The sequence below is a fragment of the Vibrio sp. 2433-A1 genome (assembly GCF_056726085.1).
Map to the genome: position 1 here is coordinate 26,183 of NZ_JBRESC010000005.1, position 23,934 is coordinate 50,116.

The 23,934-nt window shown below is 42.7% G+C and carries 18 protein-coding genes and 1 pseudogene; 8 read left to right on the forward strand and 11 right to left on the reverse strand.

Annotated elements, in window-relative coordinates; translation table 11 throughout:
* Positions 1-31: 31 nt before the first annotated feature.
* Genes ACU01J_RS06580 through ACU01J_RS06595 form a run of 4 tightly spaced genes read left to right on the forward strand, consistent with a single transcriptional unit; the run spans position 32 to position 2,661 of the window.
* Positions 32-811, forward strand: coding sequence for a sulfite exporter TauE/SafE family protein (locus ACU01J_RS06580; RefSeq protein WP_481084950.1), 780 nt, complete (start codon positions 32-34; stop codon positions 809-811).
* Between the two features lie 10 nt (positions 812-821).
* Positions 822-1,370, forward strand: coding sequence for a primosomal replication protein (locus ACU01J_RS06585; RefSeq protein ID WP_481084951.1), 549 nt, complete (start codon positions 822-824; stop codon positions 1,368-1,370).
* Positions 1,370-1,540: a pleiotropic regulatory protein RsmS gene (gene rsmS, locus ACU01J_RS06590; protein ID WP_134834404.1), complete on the forward strand. Its 171-nt coding sequence runs from the start codon at positions 1,370-1,372 to the stop codon at positions 1,538-1,540. Before ACU01J_RS06585 ends, rsmS begins: the two co-directional genes overlap by 1 nt.
* Positions 1,528-2,661, forward strand: a complete 1,134-nt coding sequence (locus ACU01J_RS06595) for a ribosomal protein uL16 3-hydroxylase (protein WP_481084952.1) — start codon at positions 1,528-1,530, stop codon at positions 2,659-2,661. Before rsmS ends, ACU01J_RS06595 begins: the two co-directional genes overlap by 13 nt.
* 80 nt (positions 2,662-2,741) lie before the next feature.
* Here ACU01J_RS06595 and ACU01J_RS06600 read toward each other — a convergent pair whose 3' ends face one another.
* Entirely contained in the window at positions 2,742-4,859 is a 2,118-nt protein-coding gene (locus ACU01J_RS06600; RefSeq protein WP_481084953.1) for a methyl-accepting chemotaxis protein, read from the reverse strand.
* A gap of 205 nt (positions 4,860-5,064) precedes the next feature.
* On the opposite strand from ACU01J_RS06600, the gene xthA reads away from it, so the two are divergent.
* Entirely contained in the window at positions 5,065-5,871 is an 807-nt protein-coding gene (xthA, locus tag ACU01J_RS06605; protein WP_481084954.1) for an exodeoxyribonuclease III, read from the forward strand.
* 256 nt (positions 5,872-6,127) lie between these two features.
* On the opposite strand, the gene fabV is transcribed toward xthA, so the two are convergent.
* The 3 genes from fabV to psrA all read right to left on the reverse strand — a co-directional run bounded on the left by fabV (position 6,128) and on the right by psrA (position 10,520).
* Positions 6,128-7,330 carry an enoyl-ACP reductase FabV gene (gene fabV / locus ACU01J_RS06610; RefSeq protein WP_481084955.1) on the reverse strand — a complete coding sequence of 401 codons (1,203 nt, stop codon included), beginning with the start codon at positions 7,328-7,330 and terminating at the stop codon, positions 6,128-6,130.
* Positions 7,331-7,534: 204 nt separating this feature from the next.
* Entirely contained in the window at positions 7,535-9,826 is a 2,292-nt protein-coding gene (locus ACU01J_RS06615) for an acyl-CoA dehydrogenase (protein ID WP_481084956.1), read from the reverse strand.
* Positions 9,827-9,893: 67 nt separating this feature from the next.
* Positions 9,894-10,520: a TetR family transcriptional repressor PsrA gene (gene psrA / locus ACU01J_RS06620; protein WP_481084957.1), complete on the reverse strand. Its 627-nt coding sequence runs from the start codon at positions 10,518-10,520 to the stop codon at positions 9,894-9,896.
* Positions 10,521-11,083: 563 nt separating this feature from the next.
* Here psrA and ACU01J_RS06625 point away from each other — a divergent pair.
* From ACU01J_RS06625 to ACU01J_RS06635, 3 genes are read left to right on the forward strand one after another with little or no spacing between them, the layout of a single operon-like run.
* Positions 11,084-11,980, forward strand: coding sequence for a 1-aminocyclopropane-1-carboxylate deaminase/D-cysteine desulfhydrase (locus ACU01J_RS06625; RefSeq protein ID WP_481084958.1), 897 nt, complete (start codon positions 11,084-11,086; stop codon positions 11,978-11,980).
* A gap of 10 nt (positions 11,981-11,990) precedes the next feature.
* On the forward strand, positions 11,991-12,305 hold the full coding sequence (locus ACU01J_RS06630; protein WP_481084959.1) for a DUF1496 domain-containing protein: 315 nt from the start codon (positions 11,991-11,993) through the stop codon (positions 12,303-12,305).
* 16 nt (positions 12,306-12,321) lie between these two features.
* On the forward strand, positions 12,322-12,720 hold the full coding sequence (locus ACU01J_RS06635) for a PPC domain-containing DNA-binding protein (RefSeq protein WP_481084960.1): 399 nt from the start codon (positions 12,322-12,324) through the stop codon (positions 12,718-12,720).
* A gap of 143 nt (positions 12,721-12,863) precedes the next feature.
* On the opposite strand, the gene ACU01J_RS06640 is transcribed toward ACU01J_RS06635, so the two are convergent.
* The 7 genes and pseudogenes from ACU01J_RS06640 to ACU01J_RS06670 all read right to left on the reverse strand — a co-directional run bounded on the left by ACU01J_RS06640 (position 12,864) and on the right by ACU01J_RS06670 (position 23,900).
* Positions 12,864-14,744 (reverse strand): methyl-accepting chemotaxis protein, encoded by a 1,881-nt coding sequence (locus ACU01J_RS06640; RefSeq protein WP_481084961.1) that lies wholly within the window; start codon positions 14,742-14,744, stop codon positions 12,864-12,866.
* 202 nt (positions 14,745-14,946) lie between these two features.
* Complete coding sequence (locus tag ACU01J_RS06645) at positions 14,947-15,702, reverse strand: Ig-like domain-containing protein (RefSeq protein ID WP_481084962.1); 756 nt, start codon at positions 15,700-15,702, stop codon at positions 14,947-14,949.
* A gap of 319 nt (positions 15,703-16,021) precedes the next feature.
* Positions 16,022-16,240, reverse strand: a pseudogene (locus ACU01J_RS06650) (hypothetical protein); the annotation flags it as partial.
* Positions 16,241-16,268: 28 nt separating this feature from the next.
* Complete coding sequence (locus ACU01J_RS06655) at positions 16,269-16,865, reverse strand: response regulator (RefSeq protein ID WP_481085135.1); 597 nt, start codon at positions 16,863-16,865, stop codon at positions 16,269-16,271.
* The gene (locus tag ACU01J_RS06660; protein ID WP_481084963.1) at positions 16,858-18,024 is read right to left on the reverse strand and encodes an EAL domain-containing response regulator; all 1,167 of its coding nucleotides are present in this window, start codon (positions 18,022-18,024) and stop codon (positions 16,858-16,860) included. The genes ACU01J_RS06655 and ACU01J_RS06660 overlap by 8 nt, the downstream gene beginning before the upstream one ends.
* A complete protein-coding gene (locus ACU01J_RS06665; protein WP_481084964.1) occupies positions 18,014-21,646 on the reverse strand; it encodes an ATP-binding protein in 3,633 nt (1,210 codons plus the stop codon). The genes ACU01J_RS06660 and ACU01J_RS06665 overlap by 11 nt, the downstream gene beginning before the upstream one ends.
* A 517-nt stretch (positions 21,647-22,163) precedes the next feature.
* Positions 22,164-23,900 carry a methyl-accepting chemotaxis protein gene (locus ACU01J_RS06670; RefSeq protein WP_481084965.1) on the reverse strand — a complete coding sequence of 579 codons (1,737 nt, stop codon included), beginning with the start codon at positions 23,898-23,900 and terminating at the stop codon, positions 22,164-22,166.
* Between the last annotated feature and the right edge of the window lie 34 nt (positions 23,901-23,934).

The window sequence follows — 23,934 nt, forward strand, 5'->3', positions numbered from 1 at the left end:
TCTTCGCCCTAGATATAAGAAGAATCATTATATGGAATTTTTAGAGCCAACCATGTTGTTGGTGTTGGCACTTGTCGCCTTTCTTGCTGGATTTATCGATGCGGTAGCAGGAGGTGGCGGAATGCTCACCGTCCCTACCCTATTGTCATTAGGCCTACCGCCGCATATTGCCTTAGGTACAAACAAACTTGCAGCTACCTTTGCCTCATCAACGGCGGCATTCACCTATTATCGCAAGAAATTGTTTAAACCTGAGTGTTGGGGGCGTGCTTTTGTAGCCACTTTAACTGGGGCGATTTTAGGTACCTTGTTTGTCGACTTAATCAGCACTGAGTGGCTAGAAAAGATTTTGCCACTCGTGATTCTCGCTGCCGCTATCTACACCATTTGGCATAAAACGCCGAGTCAGGTAAACAACGAAACACCAGATCCATGTCCGACATTTAAGAAAAAGCAATACGCCCAAGGATTAACCCTTGGCTTTTATGATGGTGTTGCGGGGCCAGGAACCGGCGCATTTTGGACCGTAAGTTCAATGGCACTATACCGACTTAACATCTTGTTAGCATCTGGCCTTGCTAAGGCAATGAACTTTACCAGTAACTTTACTTCTTTAGTTACCTTTGCCATTTTAGGCCACATTGATTGGGTACTAGGCTTAACGATGGGAGTTTGCTTAATGGCTGGGGCATTTGTCGGGGCTCACTCAGCAATCAAGTTTGGCGCTAAGTTCATTCGCCCTGTCTTTGTTACTGTAGTCAGCATTCTCGCGGTCAAACTTGCTTATGAAGCATGGTTTGTAAATTTGTAAGGCGTCGACCATGAGCAAAATACACCAGCTAAAATCAACTCTAGAAGAGCTCGCAGTTCAAGCAGCTAGCCTCGACAGACAGCGAGGCGAGCATCACCTTGCACTTTTTGACGAGAGACTTTTCCAGTGTAAAGCGAAACTGTTGGTCCCATGTGTGAAAGAGACCCAATCGACTCTACAATCGATCATCAGAGAAGAAGAAGCAGGCAAGCTTACAGCCATGCGCGCGGAATATCTCACTGAGCGTCTTTTCGCCCAGGTCAGTGCGATACAACGCGAGCTAGCGACGACCAAGATTCGCAAAAACGAACCTAAGCATAAAAGCTACTTTCAAAAGCCGATTAACGAGCTTTATCAACACTTGTCCCAACACCAAGATTGGGAGCGCCGCTTAATGGAAATGGTTCGCGATAAAGAGTTAGCTCTGCAATACGCTCCGCCATTTCAGCAGCAAGCTGCTCAACAAGATCTTCTTACCACAGAGCAACGTCTCAAGCGCTGCCAAGAAGCCAAGCTTAAAATTGAAAAGCAGATCACCTACCGAGAGAGAAACCAATAATGTCTTCATCTAACTCAGGCTTAGATCAAGCACCTGACGAGATCAAACTCGCCGTTGACCTTATTTATCTATTCGAAAGCAACGAAGTCGATCCTAAAGTCGCGCTTGAAGCATTAAAAATTGTTCAGTCTGATCTAGAGCGCAAGCTGGAGCAGCCATGTACCAACTAAGTTTTGATATGAACGCTTTTCTGGCTGAACATTGGCACAAAAAGCCAACCGTAATCAAAGCTGGATTTACTGACTTTATTGACCCGATTTCACCAGACGAGCTTGCGGGCTTGGCGATGGAAGAAGAGATCGACTCACGCTTTATTTCGAATAAACACAATCAGTGGTCAGCGACTCATGGTCCACTGCCAGAATCTCACTTCGAATCGTTGGACGAATCCCACTGGCAGCTAATTGTCCAAGCCTGTAACCACTGGCATTTAGGCTCTGCTGAATTGGTTGACGCATTTAAACAACTGCCTCAATGGTTATTTGACGATCTAATGGTTTGCTTTTCTGCCCCTGAAGGTGGCGTCGGCCCGCACATCGATCAATATGATGTATTTATTATCCAAGGTAGCGGTAAGCGTCGCTGGCGAGTTGGCGACATCGATAAAGGGCAATACAAAGAGTCCATTCAAGCGGGCGCGTTAAGACAAATTGAAGGCTTTGAGCCTATTATTGATGAGGTACTCGAGCCTGGGGACATTCTTTACATTCCACCAGGTTTTCCTCATGAAGGTAACACGCTAGAACCTAGCATGAGTTACTCAATTGGTTTTCGTTCACCAAAAGAACAAGAATTACTGAGTAACTTTGCCGATTACGTACTGGCTCATGATATTGGTGACGTTCACCTGCATAACCCAGAACAGTCAACACAAACGAACAATGGCGAGTTACTCAATCAAGATCTTACCAAGCTTACCGATATGCTAAAAGCGGCACTGAACTCCGAGAAAGACATTCAAGCGTTTATGGGCGCGATGCTGAGCCAGTCTCGCCACCAGCTTGATATTGTCGAGCCAGAAGAGGAACTGTGCAGCGTTGAAGTGAGCGAATATTTACGTTCAGGTGGGATGCTAAGAAAAGTATCTGGGCTGCGAGCGCTGTATCATCAAGGTCAACTAAGCACTATTTACATTAATGGGGAAACCTTCGATGTCCCAAATGCAAAATTGGCGCAAGCTTTGTGTGACCAAGATGCAGTGGCAATCGACTGTTGCGATAACTCTGAGGTTAGTGAATCTATCGCTCTACTTACTAAGCTTGTCAATAAAGGCTACTGGTATTTCGATTAAGTTGCCTCACTCATTAAAAACAAACAAGGGCTTCGATATTTCGAAGCCCTTGTTGTATTAGGGTAGCTTAACTCACAAAGTTAGACTTTAAACTGCTCTACGAGTGATTGCTGCTTAGAAGAGAGCTCACCAATCTGCGAACTGACCATCTCAGATTCTTCCGCTTGGGTTAAGATCTGAGCACTCAAATCACGAATATTACTCACATTCTGATTAACTTCCGCGGAAACAGATTGCTGCTCTTCTGCGGCTTTCACGATCTGCGAGTTCATATCGTTGATTGACGCAATCGCCTCGAAGATCTGACTTAGCTCTGCCGCGGCATTTTGGACCTGAGCTGCCGAGTCATTGGCCAAGTCATTACCATCTTGTATTGCCTGAACAACATCTCGCGTACCATTTTGCACGTTCTCAATCACTTGACGAATTTCACCCACAGATTCCTGAGTCCGACTGGCTAAGTTACGCACCTCATCAGCAACCACAGCAAATCCACGTCCTTGCTCACCGGCCCTAGCTGCTTCAATCGCCGCATTCAAAGCAAGTAAGTTAGTCTGCTCCGAAATCCCCTCTATGACCGAAAGAATTTCAGTGATATTAGCATTGTTGGACGCCAACTCTTCAACCACTGGTACCGCCGCAGTCATACGATCCACTAGTCGAATCATTTCAGCTTGAGACTGCTCAATCACGCTCTGTCCACTCGCCGCCACTTCATTAGCTTTTTCCGCAGCTCTGACTGCCACTTCCGCGTTTTGCACCACAAGGCTTGCAGTTTGAGTCATCTCTTCAGATGCGGTTGCAACCAAATCGACCTCTTTAAATTGCGCATCGCTACTGCTTCTCGTTTGCTGGGCCGCCACTCTGGATTGCTGAGTCGTTGTACCTATTTGCAGCGTGGTTTCGACAACATCGCTAATGATTGATTGAAGTTTATCTAAGAACTTATTAAAACCTATTGATAGCTGACCGATCTCATCTTGGGATTTAATGTCTAGTCGCTGGGTTAAGTCGCCTTCACCAGATGCAATATCTTCTAAGCGAGCAGCCACTTCACGGATAGGCTTAACCAAGCGAGAAGCCGCAAAGGCAATCGTCGCTAACCCGAACAAAACCAGAGCAACACCAGCAACAAGCTCAGTTTGAACACTTGACTCAACTTGTTGGCTGATAATTGCGTCGAGTTCTTCGGCATCAGATAAAACGCTCGAACGTGGCATATCAAATAGTACACCCCAAGTCTGATTTGCTACCACAATTGGCGCAAAGACACTCAACCACGCATCATCTTCGCTCCATTGAGTTTTCACTTCTTGACCAAAAAGCAGATCCGTCAATTGATCGTTAGAGATGATGTTACTGCTAAAAGGCTGACCAACTTGCTGCGATGTATCGTCACTTGCGATCAGTGTCCCATCTAAGCTGATCAAGTTAATTGCCCCGCTACCCGAAAATAACTCTTTATCAGAATTGGCAACAATGCTCGCTAACGGGTTTAGTCTAAGATCGATACCTAAGAAACCAATCGCTGTCCCTTCGACCATCAGCGGTACAGAAATAGAACTCGTCAGGAAGGTTTCCCCATCGTGAGTAATAACACGTGGCGTTGTCACACACGTATCACCCGACGCAAGTGGGCAATAGAATCGTTCACTGTTGACTGCATCTGATAGGCTTGCTTCTGAGATAACGTTCGAAATGATGTTTTCGCCATTTTCTGCCGTCATCCAATAAGGTGAAAAGCGCCCTTTATCATTCGAGCCTACATACTCTGCATCAACATAGTTGTTGTCTTCACCATCCAGCATATCTGGCTTAAACACTAAATACGCACCTTCGATACTCTCGAAGTCTAATACTGCTCGGCGTACCATTTCATCAAGCGCAATTCGAAGCTCTTCACTGTCGCCAAAATTCTCTTCACTGAGATTCTTTTGGAACATGGCGCTCGATGCCAACATTTCAGCTCGGTATAAAGCTTCATTGAGATACTCGGTCACTTCAGTCGCACTAAGTAACGCGCGAGTTTCAACAATTTGCTCAGACTTATCGATAACCGATGCTGAACTTTGTTGTTTGATTTGTTGCTGATTAGAAATCGCGTTGTAAACCGAGAAACCGATTAACGACAGGGAGGTGATAAGCAGGCATGCGCCCGCAAGGAGTGTGATTTTCCACTGCACAGATAACGTTCGCATATTACATCCTTTTAGCAAACTCGGTGATTTCAGACTTTTAGTCAATAAAAGTGGTTATCAATTACACCACAAATGAGTTAGATATCAATCGAAATATTAAATAATTGTTAACAATAACGATGGACTATTTCTCTTTCGCGACCGCTGAACTTTGATGCTAGTATTGCGCTAATAAAAATAAAGCAATCATAGCTAAGGAACAGAGATGAAAGTAATTTCTTTCAATATAAATGGCCTTCGAGCCCGCCTTCACCAACTTCAAGCTGTCATTGATAAGCATCAGCCAGATGTGATTGGTCTACAAGAAATCAAAGTTCACGACGAAGCCTTCCCACTCGAAGATGTTGAGGCAATGGGTTATAAAGTCTATTTTCATGGTCAGAAAGCGCATTACGGCGTGGCGATGCTATGTAAGAAAGAGCCTATCTCTGTTCAAAAAGGATTCCCTACCGATAACGAAGATCATCAAAAACGTATGATCATGGTGACCCTTGAAGATGATAACGGTGAGAAAGTGACCGTCCTAAATGGCTACTTCCCACAAGGCGATAACATCAGTCATGAAACTAAGTTCCCTTATAAGCGTCAGTTCTATTCAGATCTAATGACCTACCTAAACGATCATCACAGCAACGATGAGCAGTTGATTGTAATGGGGGATATCAACATCAGCCCGATTGATGCCGATATTGGTATCGGTGAACCTAACCGTAAGCGTTGGTTGAAGACAGGTAAGTGTTCTTTCCAACCGGAAGAGCGTGAATGGCTGAAAACGCTGCTGGATTGGGGTTTTGTCGATACCTTCCGTCAAATCCACCCTGATGTGAACAATCGTTTCTCGTGGTTTGACTACCGCTCAAAGGGCTTCCCAGATAACCGAGGTCTACGTATTGACGTAGTACTTGCGACGCCAAAACTGGCAGAGAAGTGTATTGAGTCCGATGTCGATTACGAACTACGCGGTATCGAGAAACCGTCTGACCACGCGCCAATTTGGTCAACGTTTAAGTAATAGATAACGCAAAGCCGATAAAGGCCAGCATTTTTGCTTTTTATATTAAGCATTAGTCATCCTCAAGAGTGAGGGACGAACGAGTTGGGGATCTCTTACAGCGAGTAGAAAACTGATGAAGATTCCCTACTCTCTCCTGCGTCGCTCTATGGAATGACACTTCTATCTCAGACTAAGGTCGCAACATTTCGGTATAGCGTAAACAAAAAATCCGGCGCCTAGGCGCCGGATTTTATTTTAAAATTTATGCTTTCAATTAGATAGCAACGAAGTCTGCTTTATAGTCTGGGTTTACATCAGCGTCGTAATCAACACCTTCAACACCGAAGCCGAATAGCTTCAAGAACTCTTCTTTGTACTCAACGTAGTCAGTTAGCTCTTTTAGGTTTTCAGATGTGATCTGTGGCCATAGGTTGCGACAATGCTCTTGGATGTCGTCACGCAGTTCCCAGTCATCTAGACGTAGACGGTTCTTATCATCCACTTCAGGCGCAGAACCATCTTCTTTGTATAGACGCTGGCTGAACATACGGAAGATCTGTTCCATACAACCTTCGTGAACGCCTTCTTCACGCATCTTCTTAAATACCATTGCAATGTACAGTGGCATTACAGGAATAGCAGAAGAAGCTTGAGTCACAACAGACTTAAGTACCGCTACGTTAGCCGTACCGCCAGTTGCAGAAAGCTTATCGTTAAGAGCAGTCGCTGCGCGATCTAGGTCCATCTTAGCTTTACCTAGCGCACCATCCCAGTAGATTGGCCAAGTAAGCTCAGTGCCGATGTAGCTGTATGCTACCGTCTTACAACCGTCAGCTAGAACACCCGCTTCAGATAGCGCATTGATCCACAGTTCCCAATCTTCACCGCCCATTACAGTAACAGTGTCTTTGATCTCTTCTTCAGTAGCTGGCTCAACGCTTGCTTCAATGATAACGTCTTTGTTTGTGTCTACCGCTGTAGATGTGTACGTATCGCCGATTGGTTTCAGTGAAGAACGAATCACTTCACCTGTTTCTGGCATTTTACGTACTGGAGACGCTAGTGAGTAAACCACCATATCAATCTGACCTAGGTCTTCTTTGATAAGGTCGATAGTTTTCTGTTTCGCTTCGTTAGAGAACGCGTCGCCATTTAGGCTTTTTGCGTATAGACCTTCTGCACGAGCTAGCTTTTCAAATGCGACAGAGTTGTAGAAACCCGCTGTACCTGGTTTTTTCTCTGTGCCTTCTTTTTCGAAGAAAACACCGATGGTTGAAGCACCGCCACCAAATGCCGCAGCGATACGAGATGATAGACCGTAGCCACTTGATGCACCCACAACAAGTACACGCTTAGGTGCGTCTTTGATTGGGCCTTGTGCTTTTGTGTAAGCAATTTGTTCTTTTACGTTAGCTTCACAGCCTACTGGATGCGTAGTAGTACAGATAAATCCGCGAATTCTAGGTTTGATGATCATATTCAACTTCCTTTAAATAACCCCGCTAGAATAAAAGTTTCATCATGAGATCGCATCTAATTTCTGTAAAAATGTCGCTAAAATGCAAGTGGTTGGAGCACTTTAAACCAATACTCGGCCCTCAAATAACAAAAAGGCACTCATTTGAGTGCCTTTCCTATAAAGTGTCTAATTATTGTTCATCGGAAACGTAATCCGCCCACTTTAAGCTACACTGTCCAATTTCGCTTCAGACTTTTTTGAGGTTTCGTGAGTACGAACTTCGCTCATATCATGGCTAAAGTGGTCAACTTGGATGGCTTTGTAGCGTAACTTGTCAGCCGCTACAATCTTATCTACCTCTTCCTGCGTCAGTACGTCAGCTTCTAGCGCTTGCGCAAGTCTATCCATTAATAGACCTTTACGGGCGACTTTACCCTCTTTCGCAGCACGTATCAGTTTACGTTCTAGGCTCTTAATGTCGTACATCGCTAAGAATGCATTTTCCATCAAGCCAACACTGTCGTTCTCGTCTTCACCAACAAAGCATAGATTCGTCAACTTGTCGCGATGTGCGCCCGGAGTCATCAAACTTTCCGCCAACTTCACAGTAAGATCATCACTTGGCTTAGCAAAATGGTTACCCAATGGGAAGATGATCACTTTAAGTAAGCGACCCACCGCCTTTTGAGGATAATTATTGAATGCTTCTTGCAGTGATTTTGCACCGTTGTGTAGACAGTGCTGAACGGCGTAGTGCACGTAATCAAGGTCTTGCTGTTGACGACCTTCATCTTCGTATTTCTTCAGCGCCGCTGACGCCATGTACAAGTACGCTAGGGCATCACCTAAACGCGCAGAGATCATCTCTTTACGTTTTAGATCGCCGCCCAACGTCGCCATCGCGATATCAGCACTCACCGCAAGCGCACGGCTCAAGCGAGTCATGTCTTTGTAGTAACCCTGCGTTGGACCGCTCATGTCTGCTTTAATAAAGCGAGAACCTGTTAGCGCCGCACCAAACGCGCCAAAAGTGTTACCCATCGCATGTTTGATATGTTTGAACAGCAGGTCATCGAACTCTTTAGCGCCTTGCTTTTCATCTGGGTTCGCTGCCGCTTCCATCTCTTTCAGTACGTATGGGTGACAACGCGTCGCACCTTGACCAAAGATCATCAGGTTGCGGGTTAAAATGTTTGCCCCTTCTACCGTGATTGCTACTGGGATACCAAGATAAGGGGCTGCAAGGTAGTTCATTGGGCCATCTTGAATTGCACGACCAGAATGAATATCCATCGAATCATTAAGAATCGTACGCGCCATTTCCGTCATGTGGTACTTAGCAATTGCGGTAACGATGCCCGGCTTTTCTTTTAGATCCAATGAAGTCGTGGTTAGCGTTCGTGTCGCTTCCAATAAGTAAGTTAAACCGCCAATACGGCCCAGTGATTCAGCAACACCTTCAAACTTACCAATCGACATACCAAACTGCTTACGAACGTAAGCGTAAGCACCCGTTGTACGAGCAGTCAGATGCCCCATAGCCGTGCCGAGTGCTGGCAGCGAAATACCACGTCCAGCCGATAAACATTCCACCAGCATACGCCAGCCTTTACCGGCATAGTCTTGACCACCGATGAGCCATTCCATCGGGATGAACACATTTTTACCGCGCGTTGGGCCATTCATGAACGCTAGGCCAAGTGGATCGTGACGCTCGCCAATCTCGACTCCTTTGTGGTCCGCCGGAATCAAAGCACAGGTAATACCAAGCTCTTTCTTGTCACCCATTAAACCGTCTGGATCGTACATCTTAAATGCCAAACCAAGTACCGTCGCAACAGGTGCTAAAGTAATGTAACGTTTATTCCAGTTCAGGCGAATACCCAGCACTTCTTTGCCTTCGTGCTCACCATAACAGACGATACCATCATCAGGAATACCACCCGCATCCGAACCCGCTTCAGGGCCAGTCAATGCAAAACATGGGATATCAGTACCGTCAGCTAGACGTGGCAACCAGTAGTCTTTTTGCTCTTGAGTACCATAGTGAGACAGAAGCTCACCTGGGCCAAGCGAGTTAGGCACCATCACTGAAACCGCAGCACTGATACTGCGAGTTGCGATTTTGGTTACGATGGTCGAGTTCGCCAGTGATGAGAACTGGCGACCGCCATATTCTTTTGAAATGATTAAAGAGAAGAAACGCTCTTTGCGTAGGTACTGCCAAACTTCTTCCGGCAAGTCGCGATCTTCTTTTATGATCTTATGGTCATCCAACATTTCAAGCAGGGTTTGCAGCTCGTTATCCATAAACGATTGCTCTTCTGCTGTAAGCGTTGGTTTAGGGTATTGGTGCAGTTTAGTAAAATCTGGACGACCTGAGAACAGCTCTCCATCCCACCAAACGCTTCCCGCTTCCATTGCTTCTTTTTCAGTGCTTGATAGCGGTGGTAATACTTTCTTAAACATTTTGAAAGCTGGGTCGCTTACCCTTTTTCTTCGTAGAGAGCCCATAATCAGATCCTTTTGTTCACTAGTTTGGTGGTCCAATATTATTGTTTTATATAGGTACAGATTTTCGTTATTCAGCAGCAACTCCGGCTGCTAAAAATGGAATTAGTTGGTCTACGACAGACTTAGCATCCATCGCTTTTCCATAGTCGTTTTCAGCGATTTCCAACAGTGCTTGACTTGAAGCCATTGTGAAAACGCATGTCCCTAAAGTGAAATGCAAACGCCAGAACAACTCTTCTTGAGTCAATTTCGGGTTGGCTTTCATTACCGATTGGGTAAACAACGTTAACGTTTCTGAGTAACGCGTAGTTATGAACCAACGCAAATGACCTTGCACATCGGTATAGCCGCGCCCAATCAATAACATAAAACGGCTGGTTCCATCTGGTCTAACGTCATTAAGATTACGCAGCGGTCCTCTCAATGACTCAAACACATCCGCCATCTCGTAGTGATCATTTAAGTTCAGATTTATCAGTGCATCTTGCACCGCTGGCATAAATGCCTCTAAGTATCGATTGAGTACCGCTCTTACTAAGGTCTTCTTATCACCAAAATGGTAGTTAACCGACGCGAGGTTAACGCCCGCTTTGCTAGTAATTGTACGCAGAGAGGTATCTTTGAAGCCATGTTCTGCAAATAGAGCCTCAGCAACATCAAGGATTTTCTCTTTGGTAGAATTTCTCACTGGCATTTCAATCACTCGTATTAAACAACTGTTTGAAAATATACATTCGAAACACCAAGGCAACAAGTTATTAACATCACACTTTTGCGAATTGGTCCGACCAGAGCGTGTAACTTGTTGAGATGAAGAAAAATTTAATTTTTTTTTAAATTGAAGGGAACTGATTGAAAAAGGCCGAGTCTTACTAAGTGTAGTTAGCAGAGTATTCAGGGTTTGGACAACCCATAAGTTTACAGGCCGTCAAACTTGTTTTCTTACTGAGGCTACTAATTTACGCTGCTTTTTCTTATTAACTCCTATGTTTTTTTGTATCCGCCCAGAGCATACTTGCCCTGGGCTTTTTTTATTCCATCGTCACTTATATGCTTATTGGAACACCCAGAATGCGCTAAACAGGTAGTTACTAACCATCCCTACTAACACGCCTACAATCAACGCTACCAATGACAATTTGATATTCAAAATCATCATTCTAGGGGATGCAAAGCGACAATAAAGTTTGATCCAGTTTGATACTAACGGCTGATAATTAAGTAAGATAAGCGGCCGTTTTCCAATATTTCGAACCCATGAACCTTGCCAACACGCCAGTAACTCAACACCAATTTGATGACATTGCGTTTTTTCTTAAACGTGATGACCAGCTACACAGCCACTTTAGTGGCAATAAAGCGCGCAAGTTTATGGCGCTGTTGGATCAAGAAGCCTCAGCATTTGATACGCTGATCTGCTTTGGTAGTGCGCAAGCAAACAGCCTTTACTCATTGTCAGCACTGGCCGCTATCAAAGGATGGCAACTGGAGTTCTATGTTGATCGCATCCCCAACTGGTTGATGGACAACCCTATTGGTAATTACCGCGGCGCATTAGAGCTAGGCGCAAAGGTAATTCCAGTCGCTGACTCACAGCTACACCCAGCCGATTATATTGAGCAAATACGTAAGCCAGATCAGCGTTGCCTCGTTGTTCCAGAAGGTGGACGAACAACTCTGTCTAAACACGGTATCAACCAACTTGCGAGCGAGCTCCTTTCTTGGAGCCGCTTTGAGCCCAGCCATCAGTTTGTCGTCGCATTGCCTTCAGGTACTGGGACAACCGCGCTTTACCTGCACAAGTACCTCAAACCTCATGGTATAGAAGTGCTCACTTGTCCGTGTGTGGGCGGAAAAGAATATCTTATTGAGCAATTTCAGGAGTTGAACGAGTATGACTTTCCGACCATTCTGGAGCTAAATGCAAAACACCACTTCGGTAAGCTCTATCAACAAGACTACCGAATTTGGCAGCAACTACTCGAACAAACTAATGTTGAATTTGACCTGCTCTATGACCCAATGATGTGGCAATGCCTACAATCATGGTATAAACAACATTCAGATAAGACCATCATCTACGTTCACCAAGGTGGAATACTCGGCAACGAAAGCATGCTGCCCCGTTATGAACGCAAATATGGTGTGAATTAGGAGTATGACCATGACGCGATTCATTCTAGTTACTTTGGCTCTTCTTAGCTTACCGACGATGGCGAACATTATCACCACGCCAGCAAAACCAGTGATTGGTATCAACGCTTCTGAGCTTGCCAAGCGAGTCTGTTACTATCAAGATCAGGCTTATTCAGATGGCGCAATTCTTCAAGTTGGTGCGCATTACATGGTGTGTAAAGAAGCCAATTATTTTGAGACTAATGGCGCGCTTAAATGGGTGCATTTGGATTCTAATTCCACAACTGAGCAGCAAGAGTTTGACCAAACGCCGAAAGCTGGCAAGCGCTACTCTGTTAACTGATATTTAGAGGCCTATTTTGATCACACCTATCGCCGTACGCCTTGTTAAAGGTGACGATCTTAAATTAGCGATTCAACACCTAGTTGAGAAGCACCAGATTCAGGCTGGCAGTATTGCATCATGCGTGGGCTGCTTTACTCAGTTCAGTATTCGATTGGCGGGCGCGACTCAAACTTTGCAGTTGAATGAACCGCTTGAGATTGTTTCGATCATGGGAACGCTAACCCCAGATCACCAACACATTCACCTTTCCGTCGCAAAAGAGAGTGGTGAAGTGGTTGGTGGACACTTAATGGAAGGCTGCTTAGTCGATACCACTGCTGAACTCATCATTCATAGCTATCACAATGTGAGCTTTGAGCGAGAGTTTGACCAAAGTACTGGGTTTACCGAACTGGTCGTCCAGCAACAATAATCTAGATTAGCTTTATACATGACACTGGCCCTTAGTCTTCCAGCCAGAATCAATAACATATGATTTAGTTACTATATAACGAGCTGCCCGAATTACTCAAATAGCACGAATAACATCGGGCAGCCTTATGCGCATATGACTCTCTACAGTTTAAAGAAGCTTAACTCGCATTTTTGTTTTTCTGCCATTTGTAACAGATCAGCAGATGCTTGAAGGGTTTCATCAATACCAATGACATTTTGCTGTACTAAATCAAACGCCTGAGTTGTGTTTTGAGAGATATCTTCCGTCACACAAAATTGTTCTTGAGCAGCCGTTGCAACCAAAGTATTAATTTCCGAGATAGATTCCACCGACCTTGTTATATCTTCAAATGACTCTTGCACATTATGAGAAAGCTCAACTGACTCCTCAATTAGTTCAACATTCTGTTCCATATTTCTCTGGGCCTTTTCTGACTGCTTCTGAAGTTTTTCGATAATGTCTTGAATACTCACGGTGGATTGCTGAGTTTTAGACGCGAGGCTTCGCACTTCGTCTGCTACAACTGCAAATCCCCGACCATGCTCACCTGCCCTTGCGGCTTCAATAGCAGCATTCAGTGCCAACAGATTGGTTTGTTCTGAAATGGAGTTTATAACCTCTGTAACAGACCCTATCTCAAGAGCAAATTGTCTAAGTTCCGCGACTATGACTGCACTCTCATTCACCGATGCGTTAATTGAACTCGTTAAATTTATATTTCTCTCTAACGTTACCTGCCCACTTTCCACATTGTCTTTAGCCGCTCTAGCCTTATCTTCAGCAGAAGCCGCTTGTTGGCTGACCTCCTGAGAGGTCGAAGAAAGCTCATTAATTGCGGTTGCGATCTGCTCAACTTGGCACAACTCTTGTTGAGCATTGGATTTTGTGTCACTCATCACTGCATTTAATTGTTCCGTTCCAGAAGATACTCTTTCTGAAATACCGTGAGAGCTTTTGATCAATTCAGAAAACTGCTTGGATAACTTGGTTAAAGATAGATAAATTCCTGTTTCTTTCCCTGTAACATCAAACTGCTGTGATAGGTCACCTGATGCCATTGACTCCATTAAAAGAGCGATCTCTTTTGGCGAACCACCTACGGGCCGCAAAACAAGTCTATTTAGAAAAGTCAGCATAATTAGTACTGATAAAACCAAACAAGCCCCCCCTATCAAAAGTGAATTAATCAACTGATTATTCGCGCTTTTCTGAATAGCGTTGTGTGTTAAAAAATTGACCGCTTTCCAACCATTAATTTCAAGTTCCCCCCAATACGCAGTAAACGTAGTATTTATATCTCCAACTTTAGCGTTATATGTCAGCTCGGTATTTATCTTGTCAAATTTCTTATAATCGGGACGAACATTGTAGATATTCTTACCAAGTAATTCTGGGTAAGGACTGAACATAATTACCCCCTGCTTTGAGAAGACAAACATGTCCTTCCGTCCAGTGAATGCATCAAAGACTGTTGATGTTTTCACAGTTAAAAGAACTAGCGTGTCTTTATCAAGTTTATAGGCAATAGCTATAACTTCTTTCCCACTATCTGCAGACCTATATGGTTCCGAAACAAAATATGATGCTGTTCCTTCGAAAGTCGCAATATAATAATCCCGTCTAGAAGTTTGAGGGTTGAAATTTATTTTCTCACCAGTTTTATTAAAAACATCACCATTTCGCCTTATTAAATAAACACCATCAACACTAGGCTTATGCATCTCATACAAAGTTGATAATTTTAATAAATCACTTTGTGTTGGCTCTCCATCAAAAAAACTTGAGAATGATTGTTTTAGACCACCTAGACTACCTAAATAATTTTCCAATTTTTCAGATAGTAACATTTGAATGGAGTTATTATTTTCATTAATTATATTTTTAGTTAAAGAAACACTTTCATTTTTAAACGCTAGAAAGTTCACAGTAACCAAAGAAATTATAATTAAAACAATTAGCGCACTTAACGCAACTGTCACTTGCAGTTTAAATTTGTTCATATTAATTTTATCGTTTAGCTCTAAGTCTTTTAAAAAGACCATTTTGAGAAGTTAGAACATTTTTTAAAAAGTCGATGGGGAAAGTTCAGAAAAATATGTATTTCATATCAATTAAAGTTACCTACACCACATATAAAAATAGCGGTCAAACTGACTCAGTGATATCGGAATTACTTAACAAAATAGCTACACGGAATAAACCCTAAGGGTTTGATACACAAGAGGTAAGTCTGGGCCCGTTATCACTTGCTAAGTAGATGTAGATATAACCATTCGTTAGTCCAACAGTATGATAGCCAGCACCATCAGGTGATGCAGACCAGTAGAAATTTCCGACCAACCATCCACGTGCATCAAACATGTTACCAAATTGCCCGTGTAAGTCCTTTAACTCGTATTTTGTTGGCAGTTGCCAATTCACTCGCCCTCCGAGACTTAGCGTATTGTACTTCTCACATAGTGCTCGCGCATTATCCCAAGTGAACTTGTAAAATGCACCGACTGGACCATAACTACCAGTTGAATTACTTGTGCCATCAGTGGCACTACCACCAATGCTATCCAAGTAAGCTACTGATGGAGAGTTAGTAAACAACGTCCCATTCCCTGCATCAACGATATCAATACATGGGCCTGCTAAGTTACATACTTCAACTTTTACTGTGTTACTGGTAATTCCATCTTTTTTGGCAATAACTTCGGTTTTGCCCAAAGCCACACCGGTCACTAAACCCAAATTTGACATTCTTGCGACAGTTGGGTCGCCAACTATTTCCCATGTAACCGAATTGCTCACATCACTCTCAGAATCATCATCGTGTACCCCTATCGCTACCAACTGATGAGATTGGCCTTTTAATATATATATAGACGAATCCGTGACAGCCAAATCTGTTACCACTGGGAGAGTTACGCCAGTAACATCAGTAACATCAGTAACATCTTCTATCACAGGCACTGTTACGTCTCTTGATGTAACATTAGACGCACCGTCTGAACAACCAATTAATACCACAACTGGTGAAATTGCTATAAATATAAGTCTTTCTTTAATTAATTCATATACCATGATAAATTCATCCCCTGTTTTAGGTGAACAGCTAAATATATTTCTTGCATATTAATTTCGCTAATTTCATATATGCATAGATAATATAAATGATTATTAATAATTATTATTGATAACAAAGTAACAAAGACTCTATTAAGAAACAATAAGGCGATATCCTACATCCATGTAGGAATATTCACATTACAGTTGAGCTTTGTTGCTGAATTCAGAGAATGAGACATATCTGAACAATAAGCGGCTTATTATTAAAGGAAATGTGATGTGTGGACATACCATGCCCTGTCAGCTTGTTCATCGTTGTAATCATGGCGTAGGTTACCAAGTTGATCATTGTGGTTTGTTACGCTTAATTCCCACCTAACAGCTGTTTTACTCGATACATTGCTGTTTCTGATATACAGAACTTATGATTATGATAACCATATTACTTATTACACTAGGCTTCGTGGCATTCATATATTTGCCACTTTTGTGAGATCAATGATATTATTTACGCCATATTTATCAAATAGACGTTTTTTGTAAGTACTCACTGTCTTATCACTGATTTTCAATATTTGCGCAATCTCTTTATTGCTCTTACCTTTTAATAGATAACTCATAACGGTAGTTTCACGATTAGAAAGAACAACTTCTTCTCCGGTTATTTGTTTGCAACCTTTGAATTTAAAGAAGTTATACCCGTTTGCAATACCTTCCACAGCATCTCGGAGAATTTCTTGATGCTCAGATTTACAAACGTAACCATCCGCTCCTGCTTTAAATGCCATTTCACTAAATAGTGAACTCTCTTCTGATGAATAAAATAATACCTTCCCCTGATAACCGTGTGACTTTATTCTACGATAAAAGTCATATCCATCTCCGTCAGCCAGGTTAATATCTAAAATAACGAAATTTACATCTTTATTTTTGACCGCATCTAGGGCTTCTCTCAACGAGTAAACGACCGTGATTGAATGAATACAATCCATAAAATTTAACGTCGCCTTAATTGCTACGCCTACTAACGGGTGATCGTCAAAAACTAAACAATTAAATTTATTCATCATTAATTCTCATGATATTTTTTATTTCACCTACAGGTACAGGTTTACTGATATAGTAACCTTGGCAAATATCAACATTCATTTCTTTTAATAGTTGCCAGCAATCAAAGGTTTCAACACCTTCAGCAACCACTTTAATATCAAATTCATTCGCTAGACTGCATATGAACTTAATAATTTGTTGTTTCTTAGAATCGTGTTCACAGTTAAATACAAATGAGCGATCAATCTTTATTTCATTAAAGGGTAAAGAATATAAATTTTCTAATGTCGAGTGCCCTGTCCCGAAGTCATCGATTGAAACATTGATATTGTTTATTCTTAGTTTTGCCAAGTTTTTGAACAACGACATACTCTTTCGGTAAGAGTACTCTTCTGTTATCTCAATGGTCAGCCTTGTTGGATCAATGTTATGCTGGTTACATGTTTCAATCAGAGTGTCAGCAAAGCAGGCATGCTCTAAACTAAACTGATCCACGTTGAGAGAAACGTTCTTTGGCAACAACTCGGCTTGCATATCTCGAATTGCATTACTGGCAACAATATCAAACAACTCGCACGATAAATTGCGACGCTCTACGATTGGTAAGAACACATCAGGAGTGAGAATACCCAATGTCGGATGACGCCATCGAGCAAGCGCTTCTACCCCAACGATCTTACGTGTCTCAACTTCAACTTGAGGCTGGTAGAAATTGCATATATCTCCATTTGCTAAGCCAACCAGAAAGCTTTCTTCACTCACTTGATAGCTTGAGCAAGGAGAATGATCGCGAGGGTTGCGTTTATGGCTGACTAACTCTTGTAATGCGTCGAGTTGAAACGGTTTCGAAATCTCTGCGACAAGGGTAAAGGTAAATCCTTCACACATCGATTTAACTGTTGCAATAATTGGTAAATCCATTGCACTAATAATCGCAACGTCACCTTTGAATCCCTGTTCATTCAACATCAATAGCATGTCAATGCCATCTTTGTTGGGCATACTTAAATCACAGACAATGAGATCGACCGAGTTTGATTTTATATGGGCTAAAGCTTGATCGACGTTGTCATAACAAGACACCGTTTCTGCACCTAGTGACTCTAAACTTCGCTGAAGCAGTTTTAATTGCATAAGATGATCATCAAGCAATACGATATGTTTATTAAACTTCACCAGACATCCTCCACATTTTAGTGGCTTCAATTTCTACAATGAGTTTTTGCATGAAGTCCTCTGCCGTATGAGCCAGCTCTTCATCGCACGCTTTTTCTACTTGCTTACACTGTTGTGCTAACGTCGACATGCCGACTGCCCCTAACGCGCCTTTGATTCGGTGCAACGCTTTACGCTTCGCTCCCAAGTTATCTGAGCTCTTAAGCGCTGCTAGATCTTGTTCCATCGTTTGAATAAAAATATCCGCAAACTCAGGACGTTCTTGCTCTGGGTAAGATGTTAACCAAGTTGGCATTGACGAAACCTCATTCAGATATTCCCTAAGGTATAGACGCAGAATATCGATACTGTATGGCTTACACAGCACCGCATCTTGCCCTGATTCTTTACCGAGTTCCTTAGCGACTCTGGCATCTTCCGCAGTTATACCGATGACAGGCAAATGACCATAAACTTCACTGCTTTTTATTAGACGCGTTAACTCAAAACCATCCAGCACTGGCATATGGAAATCGGTAAGAACAACGGATACATCTTGATTAAGGTTGAGGTAGTCGATCGCTTCTTTGCCGTTGCTAACAATATGATGTTGAACACCAATCTCATCCAACTGCATTCTAATAATGGTTTGATTAATACTATTATCTTCAGCAACCAATACTTTCCCGAACAGTGCATTAGTCTCAATAGGTCGTGACTTAACAGCATCAGATTGAAGAAGTATGTTCTGAATAACACTTGGGTAACGGCACTCTTCAAGTGAGATAGACTCGCACACGTTACTGTTTGCCATTACCTGAACACGATTCTCATCCATTGAAATATTGGCATATTCGTGCTCAGGAGCCGCTGACATTCCCCAAATACGACACCACTGCTTAAGAGCGATAGGTAAGCTGTCAGAGTAAGTAAAACGGGCAAGTTGTCGGTCTTCTTGCTCAACACACTCGAGAGGAATTGTGATACGGAAGACAGAGCCAACGTTGGGGATACTCTCCACAGACATATTGCCCTCCATACAATTCACCAGCTTGTCGACGATGCTCAAGCCCAACCCCGAGCCACCGTACTGCCTTGTGACACCAGCATCAGCCTGAGTAAATGGTTTAAGCACCTTTGCAATCTGTTCAGTGGACATACCAATACCACTATCAGAAATACTCAGTTTGAGTTCACATTGCGTTCCCGACACCTCAATTTTGACAAACCCTGAAGAAGTAAACTTGATTGCGTTAGAAAGTAAATTATTGAGAATTTGCACCAAACGAACTTCATCAATGAGCACATAACGGCACACAATCCGGTTGATATCCACTTGATATAAAAGACCTTTTGAATGAGCAGCCTGTTCAAATGAACGTATTGATTCACATAAAAGCTCAAGTAAATTTACCTTAGTGGGGTTTAGTACGAGCTGCTGAGCATTGAGCTTTGAAAAGTCGAGAACCTCATCAACTAACACATTAAGGTGGCGAGTTGACTTTTGAGCTTGTGCAAGTAAATCTGCAGTTTTTCCATTCTTTTCTCGTAAAGAAGCCAATTCGAGTAACCCTTGAATAGCCGCGATCGGCGTCCTTAACTCATGACTCATCGTTGCTAAAAATTGCTCGCGAGCCGACACAGCTTGCTGAGCCTCTTCACGCGCAGCAATCAGCTCACTTTCACGCTGTTTCTGTTCACTGATATCATCTAACACAGTCAGCACATATTCTGTGTTTGCCGTGACTGAACGAATGGCTTTACGTCGACGTGACACATAATGTAGGTTGTTTTGACAGCCGTTAACTTCATGACAATCCATAATAGATTGTCCACCGAGAACTTGTTTGATTTCCTCTTCATTCTCAACTAGGTATTGGTTTGAGAAATTTTCTTTTACCTTGCAACTTTCGCACTGCTTATTAAGGTAAAGAGAACAGTTACTTAGCAGAAGGTTGTTATGTCTGTCGTGAATAAATACCCAGCTATCAAGCTCTACAATGATCGATTTCAGCCACTCTTTTTCTTTTTCTTCTTGGTTGGCGCTCGACTCTGCGAGCTCAACTTTCAGCTTGAGGTTAGAAATCAAGAAGTAAGCGAACAAGCCCAAAAATATCAAAATAGATAATGCCCCTACCCCCATCTGCCAAAGATTTTTTGACGAAACACCATTAACCAAGTTGATGCTGCGATGGCTGCGCATCACTTTCTTCAACTCGTTCTCATCTATGCTATTGAAAAGGCTGTTCAGTAGAGCATTCAGCTCAGGGTTATTTTTTGTCGCAAGAGCTAGATGTACTTTCAGTGAATCATGCTGCCCCACCTCAAGTTCATTGGTATCGTTTCTCAATAAAATCGTATGTGTAAGTTCTTGTGGAATGTAGGCAACATCGATGCGATGAGCTTTAAGATCGTTCACTATCGACAAAAGAGCCGTATATTGCGAGATTTGGCTATCTCGCCACCCCACTAAATGAACAAGACCCTTTTCATTAACACCGCTTAAAATCCCTACTTTCTCTTGACCTTGCTTTGATTCAAGAACACCTGACTTTGTTACCGCCACATAGTTCACTGACATAAAAGAGTTAGTCAATTGCCAATTAGGAATGGTTGTGACTTCAGTGAAAGCAACCGGGACAATGTCAGCGCTAAAACCAGATAGCTTTCCCTTCACGTCATTGGTCGGTTCAATATACTCAAACTCTAAGCCACTGCGTGACTTTAAAAGCTCAAAAAAATCAAATAAAAAACCATCGAGTGCGCCATCTTCATCGCGAAAAAAGAATGGGTAAGAGTTTGCTGACATACTATAAGTAATCGGTCTGTCATCACCTTGGACAGCAAGATACTTTGCTAAGCGACGTTCAATGGTGTGATAGCGGTTATTTGAAACAATCGTACGTACACTCGCACCCGACTGTTCCAAGTCGATAATCTCATTGAATTCATCAATGAGCCATTGGTTATTCTTTGACGTGATTAGACCTACGTTTTCCTCTTCGACCCACTCGGGTGTGTCGACCATGCCACTAACAATATTGTTGTTATCTAGATAGGTACTCAGTACGACAAAACTAGAGATCAACGCATTACTCTTACCATTGCGCATGCTATCTGTCGCATCATTTAGATCTTCTGCGTAGTAAATTTTACTGACACCAGCTCGCTCAAGCTGATCACAGTATGATGAATCTTTCACACAAGACCAGTTGAGATCAATTGCTGGCTCTTCACTCAGTAGATCATCAGAGTACCACACGGCTACACGGCTTTTGAAAAATGGCTGAGAGAACAAAAAACGTGACTCACGCTTCTTTGTTCGACTGAAGCCAACAGCGCCCAACACTTCATGATGCTCTACCGCCGAAAGTAGCTCATCAATACTTGAGTATGGTTTTAACTCAATTTCGACATTCATCGCCGATGCAATGTTACGTAAATAGTCGTTACTAATTGAAAAAAACGTATTGGTATTTGAGCCGCAGTCGAGTACGCAGTGTCCGGTTGACAAAAAGCCAAATTGGAGTGTGTTTTTGTTAGCTGATGCTACTTGGTTTTGAGCGAAAACGGTGTGCCCAGAAAACATGAATAGCGTAAAGGCTGCTAATGCGGATACAAATGAGCGATAAAGGTGAGGCATATTTCTTTCTCTAACTTATTGGCCAGAAAGAATATGCTTCAAAGAAGAATTGTCAAACATTCAAAAAAAACGAATAAACCTCAAGCTTTTGAATTTATTAAATAAAAAATAATTAGTAGGAATATCGCCACATCAAGTTCAGAAAATACTGAACTGCATTTTCCATTATCAGGCTCCCCTTACACCGATGGTCATTGGAATAATAACCTTCTGCCAGTCACTTACATTAAACGGAGATATAATAACAGAGAACTAATAGTATCAAAAATTCAGTTTATAAGACTTCAGCAATTTCGCTCGCCATTCTTTCGCTTGTTCAATTCAATCAGTTCGATAAGCTAGTCTGACTAGTCCTTCTGATTTTAGTTTTGTCCAAGCAGAAAAAGTTTATGCTCTAAACAGAAAGCGTTGAGTGGTATTGGCGTTGATGCCACAGCTAAGCTACCAATAACTTTGAAATCAATGGCAGCTTATATTGTCCTTATTCACCACAGCATATCGAGTCATCCAGCGACCACTAGGTTTGAATATGGTGTATTGCACCATTGAGATCATCAACATTCTGCTTAAGATCTAGTACGATCGGTTCTAACTGATTAATTGCGTCATTCATATCAGACGAGAGGTTTTTAATGTTAGATAGATTACCGGATATTTCGCCACTAACCATCAACTGCTCTTCGGTCGCCGCTGCAATTGAGGTATTCAATTTATGAATCTCTATCGCGGAGCCCTGAATCGTGCCAAGCGCATCATTTGCGCCCCCCATGTTCTCTCGTGTTGACTGCATTTTTTCTGAACTGCTTTGAATGGTCACCGTCGACTGTTTCGCTTTCTCTTGCAGTGTTTGGATTATCCCTTCAATCTCACCCGTCGAATCTTGCGTTCTTTGCGCCAATGAACGTACTTCGTCTGCAACAACAGCAAATCCACGCCCTTGCTCACCAGCTCGAGCAGCCTCAATCGCAGCATTCAGGGCAAGCAAGTTAGTTTGTTCAGCAATGGCTTTAATAACATCAAGCACATTACCCACATTATTTGATTCTTCGGCCAATTGTTGAATGATTTCAGCGGTATTTAAAAACTCATCTTCAAGCTGACCGAACTCATCTGTCGTTTTGTCAAATACTTGCTTGCTCGTCGAAGCTTCTTTTTCTGCACTACCAGCATACTCTTCCGCCATATTTGTGCTTTGAGCAACATTAGACAGTGCAGCTGTCATCTCTTCCATTGCAGTCGCGGCCATTTCCATCTCTTGGTTTTGCTGATTGGCCATAGAAATATTACGTTGAGTAATCCCCTCTATCGCTTCAGAGATCTTAGAAATCGTTGAATTTACTTGGTTGATTTTGGTGATCGTAGTGGCGTAGCTGACCAGTACTTTGTTAATCGTCGTCCCGATCACACCCAGCTCATTCTGGCTTACATCATCCACTCGCAAGGTCAAATTAGAATCGACATCCACTTGTTTGAGTACTTTCGCCATGTCATCAATCGGCTTCACGACTTTACGGTTCACAATGGCATATCCGATAATGGCAATGACAAACACAGCAACTAGCGAAATATTGCCGATTAACACCGTCGTTCTTACGTCTTGTGCAGCATTATTGAATTGAGAGGAGGTTCGAGATTCCAAAGCCTTAAAAAACTGATCAATTGGAGCCATGATCTTCGCTTTTTCTTGATGATACTGCTTACTATGAAGAAGTTGAGCGGCCATGGTTAAATCTGGTTCACCGCGCTGAGTGTAATTACCTGAGCTATCCGGGTAGAGACCTTTGACGGCATTCATCGCCTTGACTTCCATATTCACCAAAGCATCGGAATTGCTCTGCGCTTCTTTCAATAGACGAAACTCTTGATCCGAGAAACCAAGCTCTTCCATCATCGCTTGCAGAGAAATGCGCTGACCATCTGGCTTGGGTTTTTGCCCATAACTCAAGACTAAGTCCCAGTAAATGGTGTGGTATTCTTGAGGACGAGGCTTATCGCCGTTTCGAATCGCTAAGATGTCCATATACATCTTTTCGTAAGTTTCATCACCTGTCAGAACATAAGTTCTACCTAAACGCGTCAAATCATCCGAGCTTTGGCGCAATTCATCAGCCGCTTGGTAAGATTGATAACGGACTTTCGCCATGTTATCCACTTGCTGTAGTAGGCCATTCAGTTGTAGCACCGTAACGACACTAATGGTGATACCGAGGCCTATTACAAAAAACACCAATTTCATCGTGTTGTTAATGTTCATATTGATTTCCTCTATCCATAAAGAAAGCTATCTG

Bases quoted from the DNA above. Each gene is read 5' to 3' on its own strand.
- ACU01J_RS06580 (WP_481084950.1), top strand. From the start codon at position 32: ATGGAATTTTTAGAGCCAACCATGTTGTTGGTGTTGGCACTTGTCGCC.
- ACU01J_RS06585 (WP_481084951.1), top strand. From the start codon at position 822: ATGAGCAAAATACACCAGCTAAAATCAACTCTAGAAGAGCTCGCAGTT.
- rsmS (WP_134834404.1), top strand. From the start codon at position 1,370: ATGTCTTCATCTAACTCAGGCTTAGATCAAGCACCTGACGAGATCAAA.
- ACU01J_RS06595 (WP_481084952.1), top strand. From the start codon at position 1,528: ATGTACCAACTAAGTTTTGATATGAACGCTTTTCTGGCTGAACATTGG.
- ACU01J_RS06600 (WP_481084953.1), bottom strand. From the start codon at position 4,859: ATGCGAACGTTATCTGTGCAGTGGAAAATCACACTCCTTGCGGGCGCA.
- xthA (WP_481084954.1), top strand. From the start codon at position 5,065: ATGAAAGTAATTTCTTTCAATATAAATGGCCTTCGAGCCCGCCTTCAC.
- fabV (WP_481084955.1), bottom strand. From the start codon at position 7,330: ATGATCATCAAACCTAGAATTCGCGGATTTATCTGTACTACTACGCAT.
- ACU01J_RS06615 (WP_481084956.1), bottom strand. From the start codon at position 9,826: ATGGGCTCTCTACGAAGAAAAAGGGTAAGCGACCCAGCTTTCAAAATG.
- psrA (WP_481084957.1), bottom strand. From the start codon at position 10,520: ATGCCAGTGAGAAATTCTACCAAAGAGAAAATCCTTGATGTTGCTGAG.
- ACU01J_RS06625 (WP_481084958.1), top strand. From the start codon at position 11,084: ATGAACCTTGCCAACACGCCAGTAACTCAACACCAATTTGATGACATT.
- ACU01J_RS06630 (WP_481084959.1), top strand. From the start codon at position 11,991: ATGACGCGATTCATTCTAGTTACTTTGGCTCTTCTTAGCTTACCGACG.
- ACU01J_RS06640 (WP_481084961.1), bottom strand. From the start codon at position 14,744: ATGAACAAATTTAAACTGCAAGTGACAGTTGCGTTAAGTGCGCTAATT.
- ACU01J_RS06655 (WP_481085135.1), bottom strand. From the start codon at position 16,865: ATGAATAAATTTAATTGTTTAGTTTTTGACGATCACCCGTTAGTAGGC.
- ACU01J_RS06665 (WP_481084964.1), bottom strand. From the start codon at position 21,646: ATGCCTCACCTTTATCGCTCATTTGTATCCGCATTAGCAGCCTTTACG.
- ACU01J_RS06670 (WP_481084965.1), bottom strand. From the start codon at position 23,900: ATGAACATTAACAACACGATGAAATTGGTGTTTTTTGTAATAGGCCTC.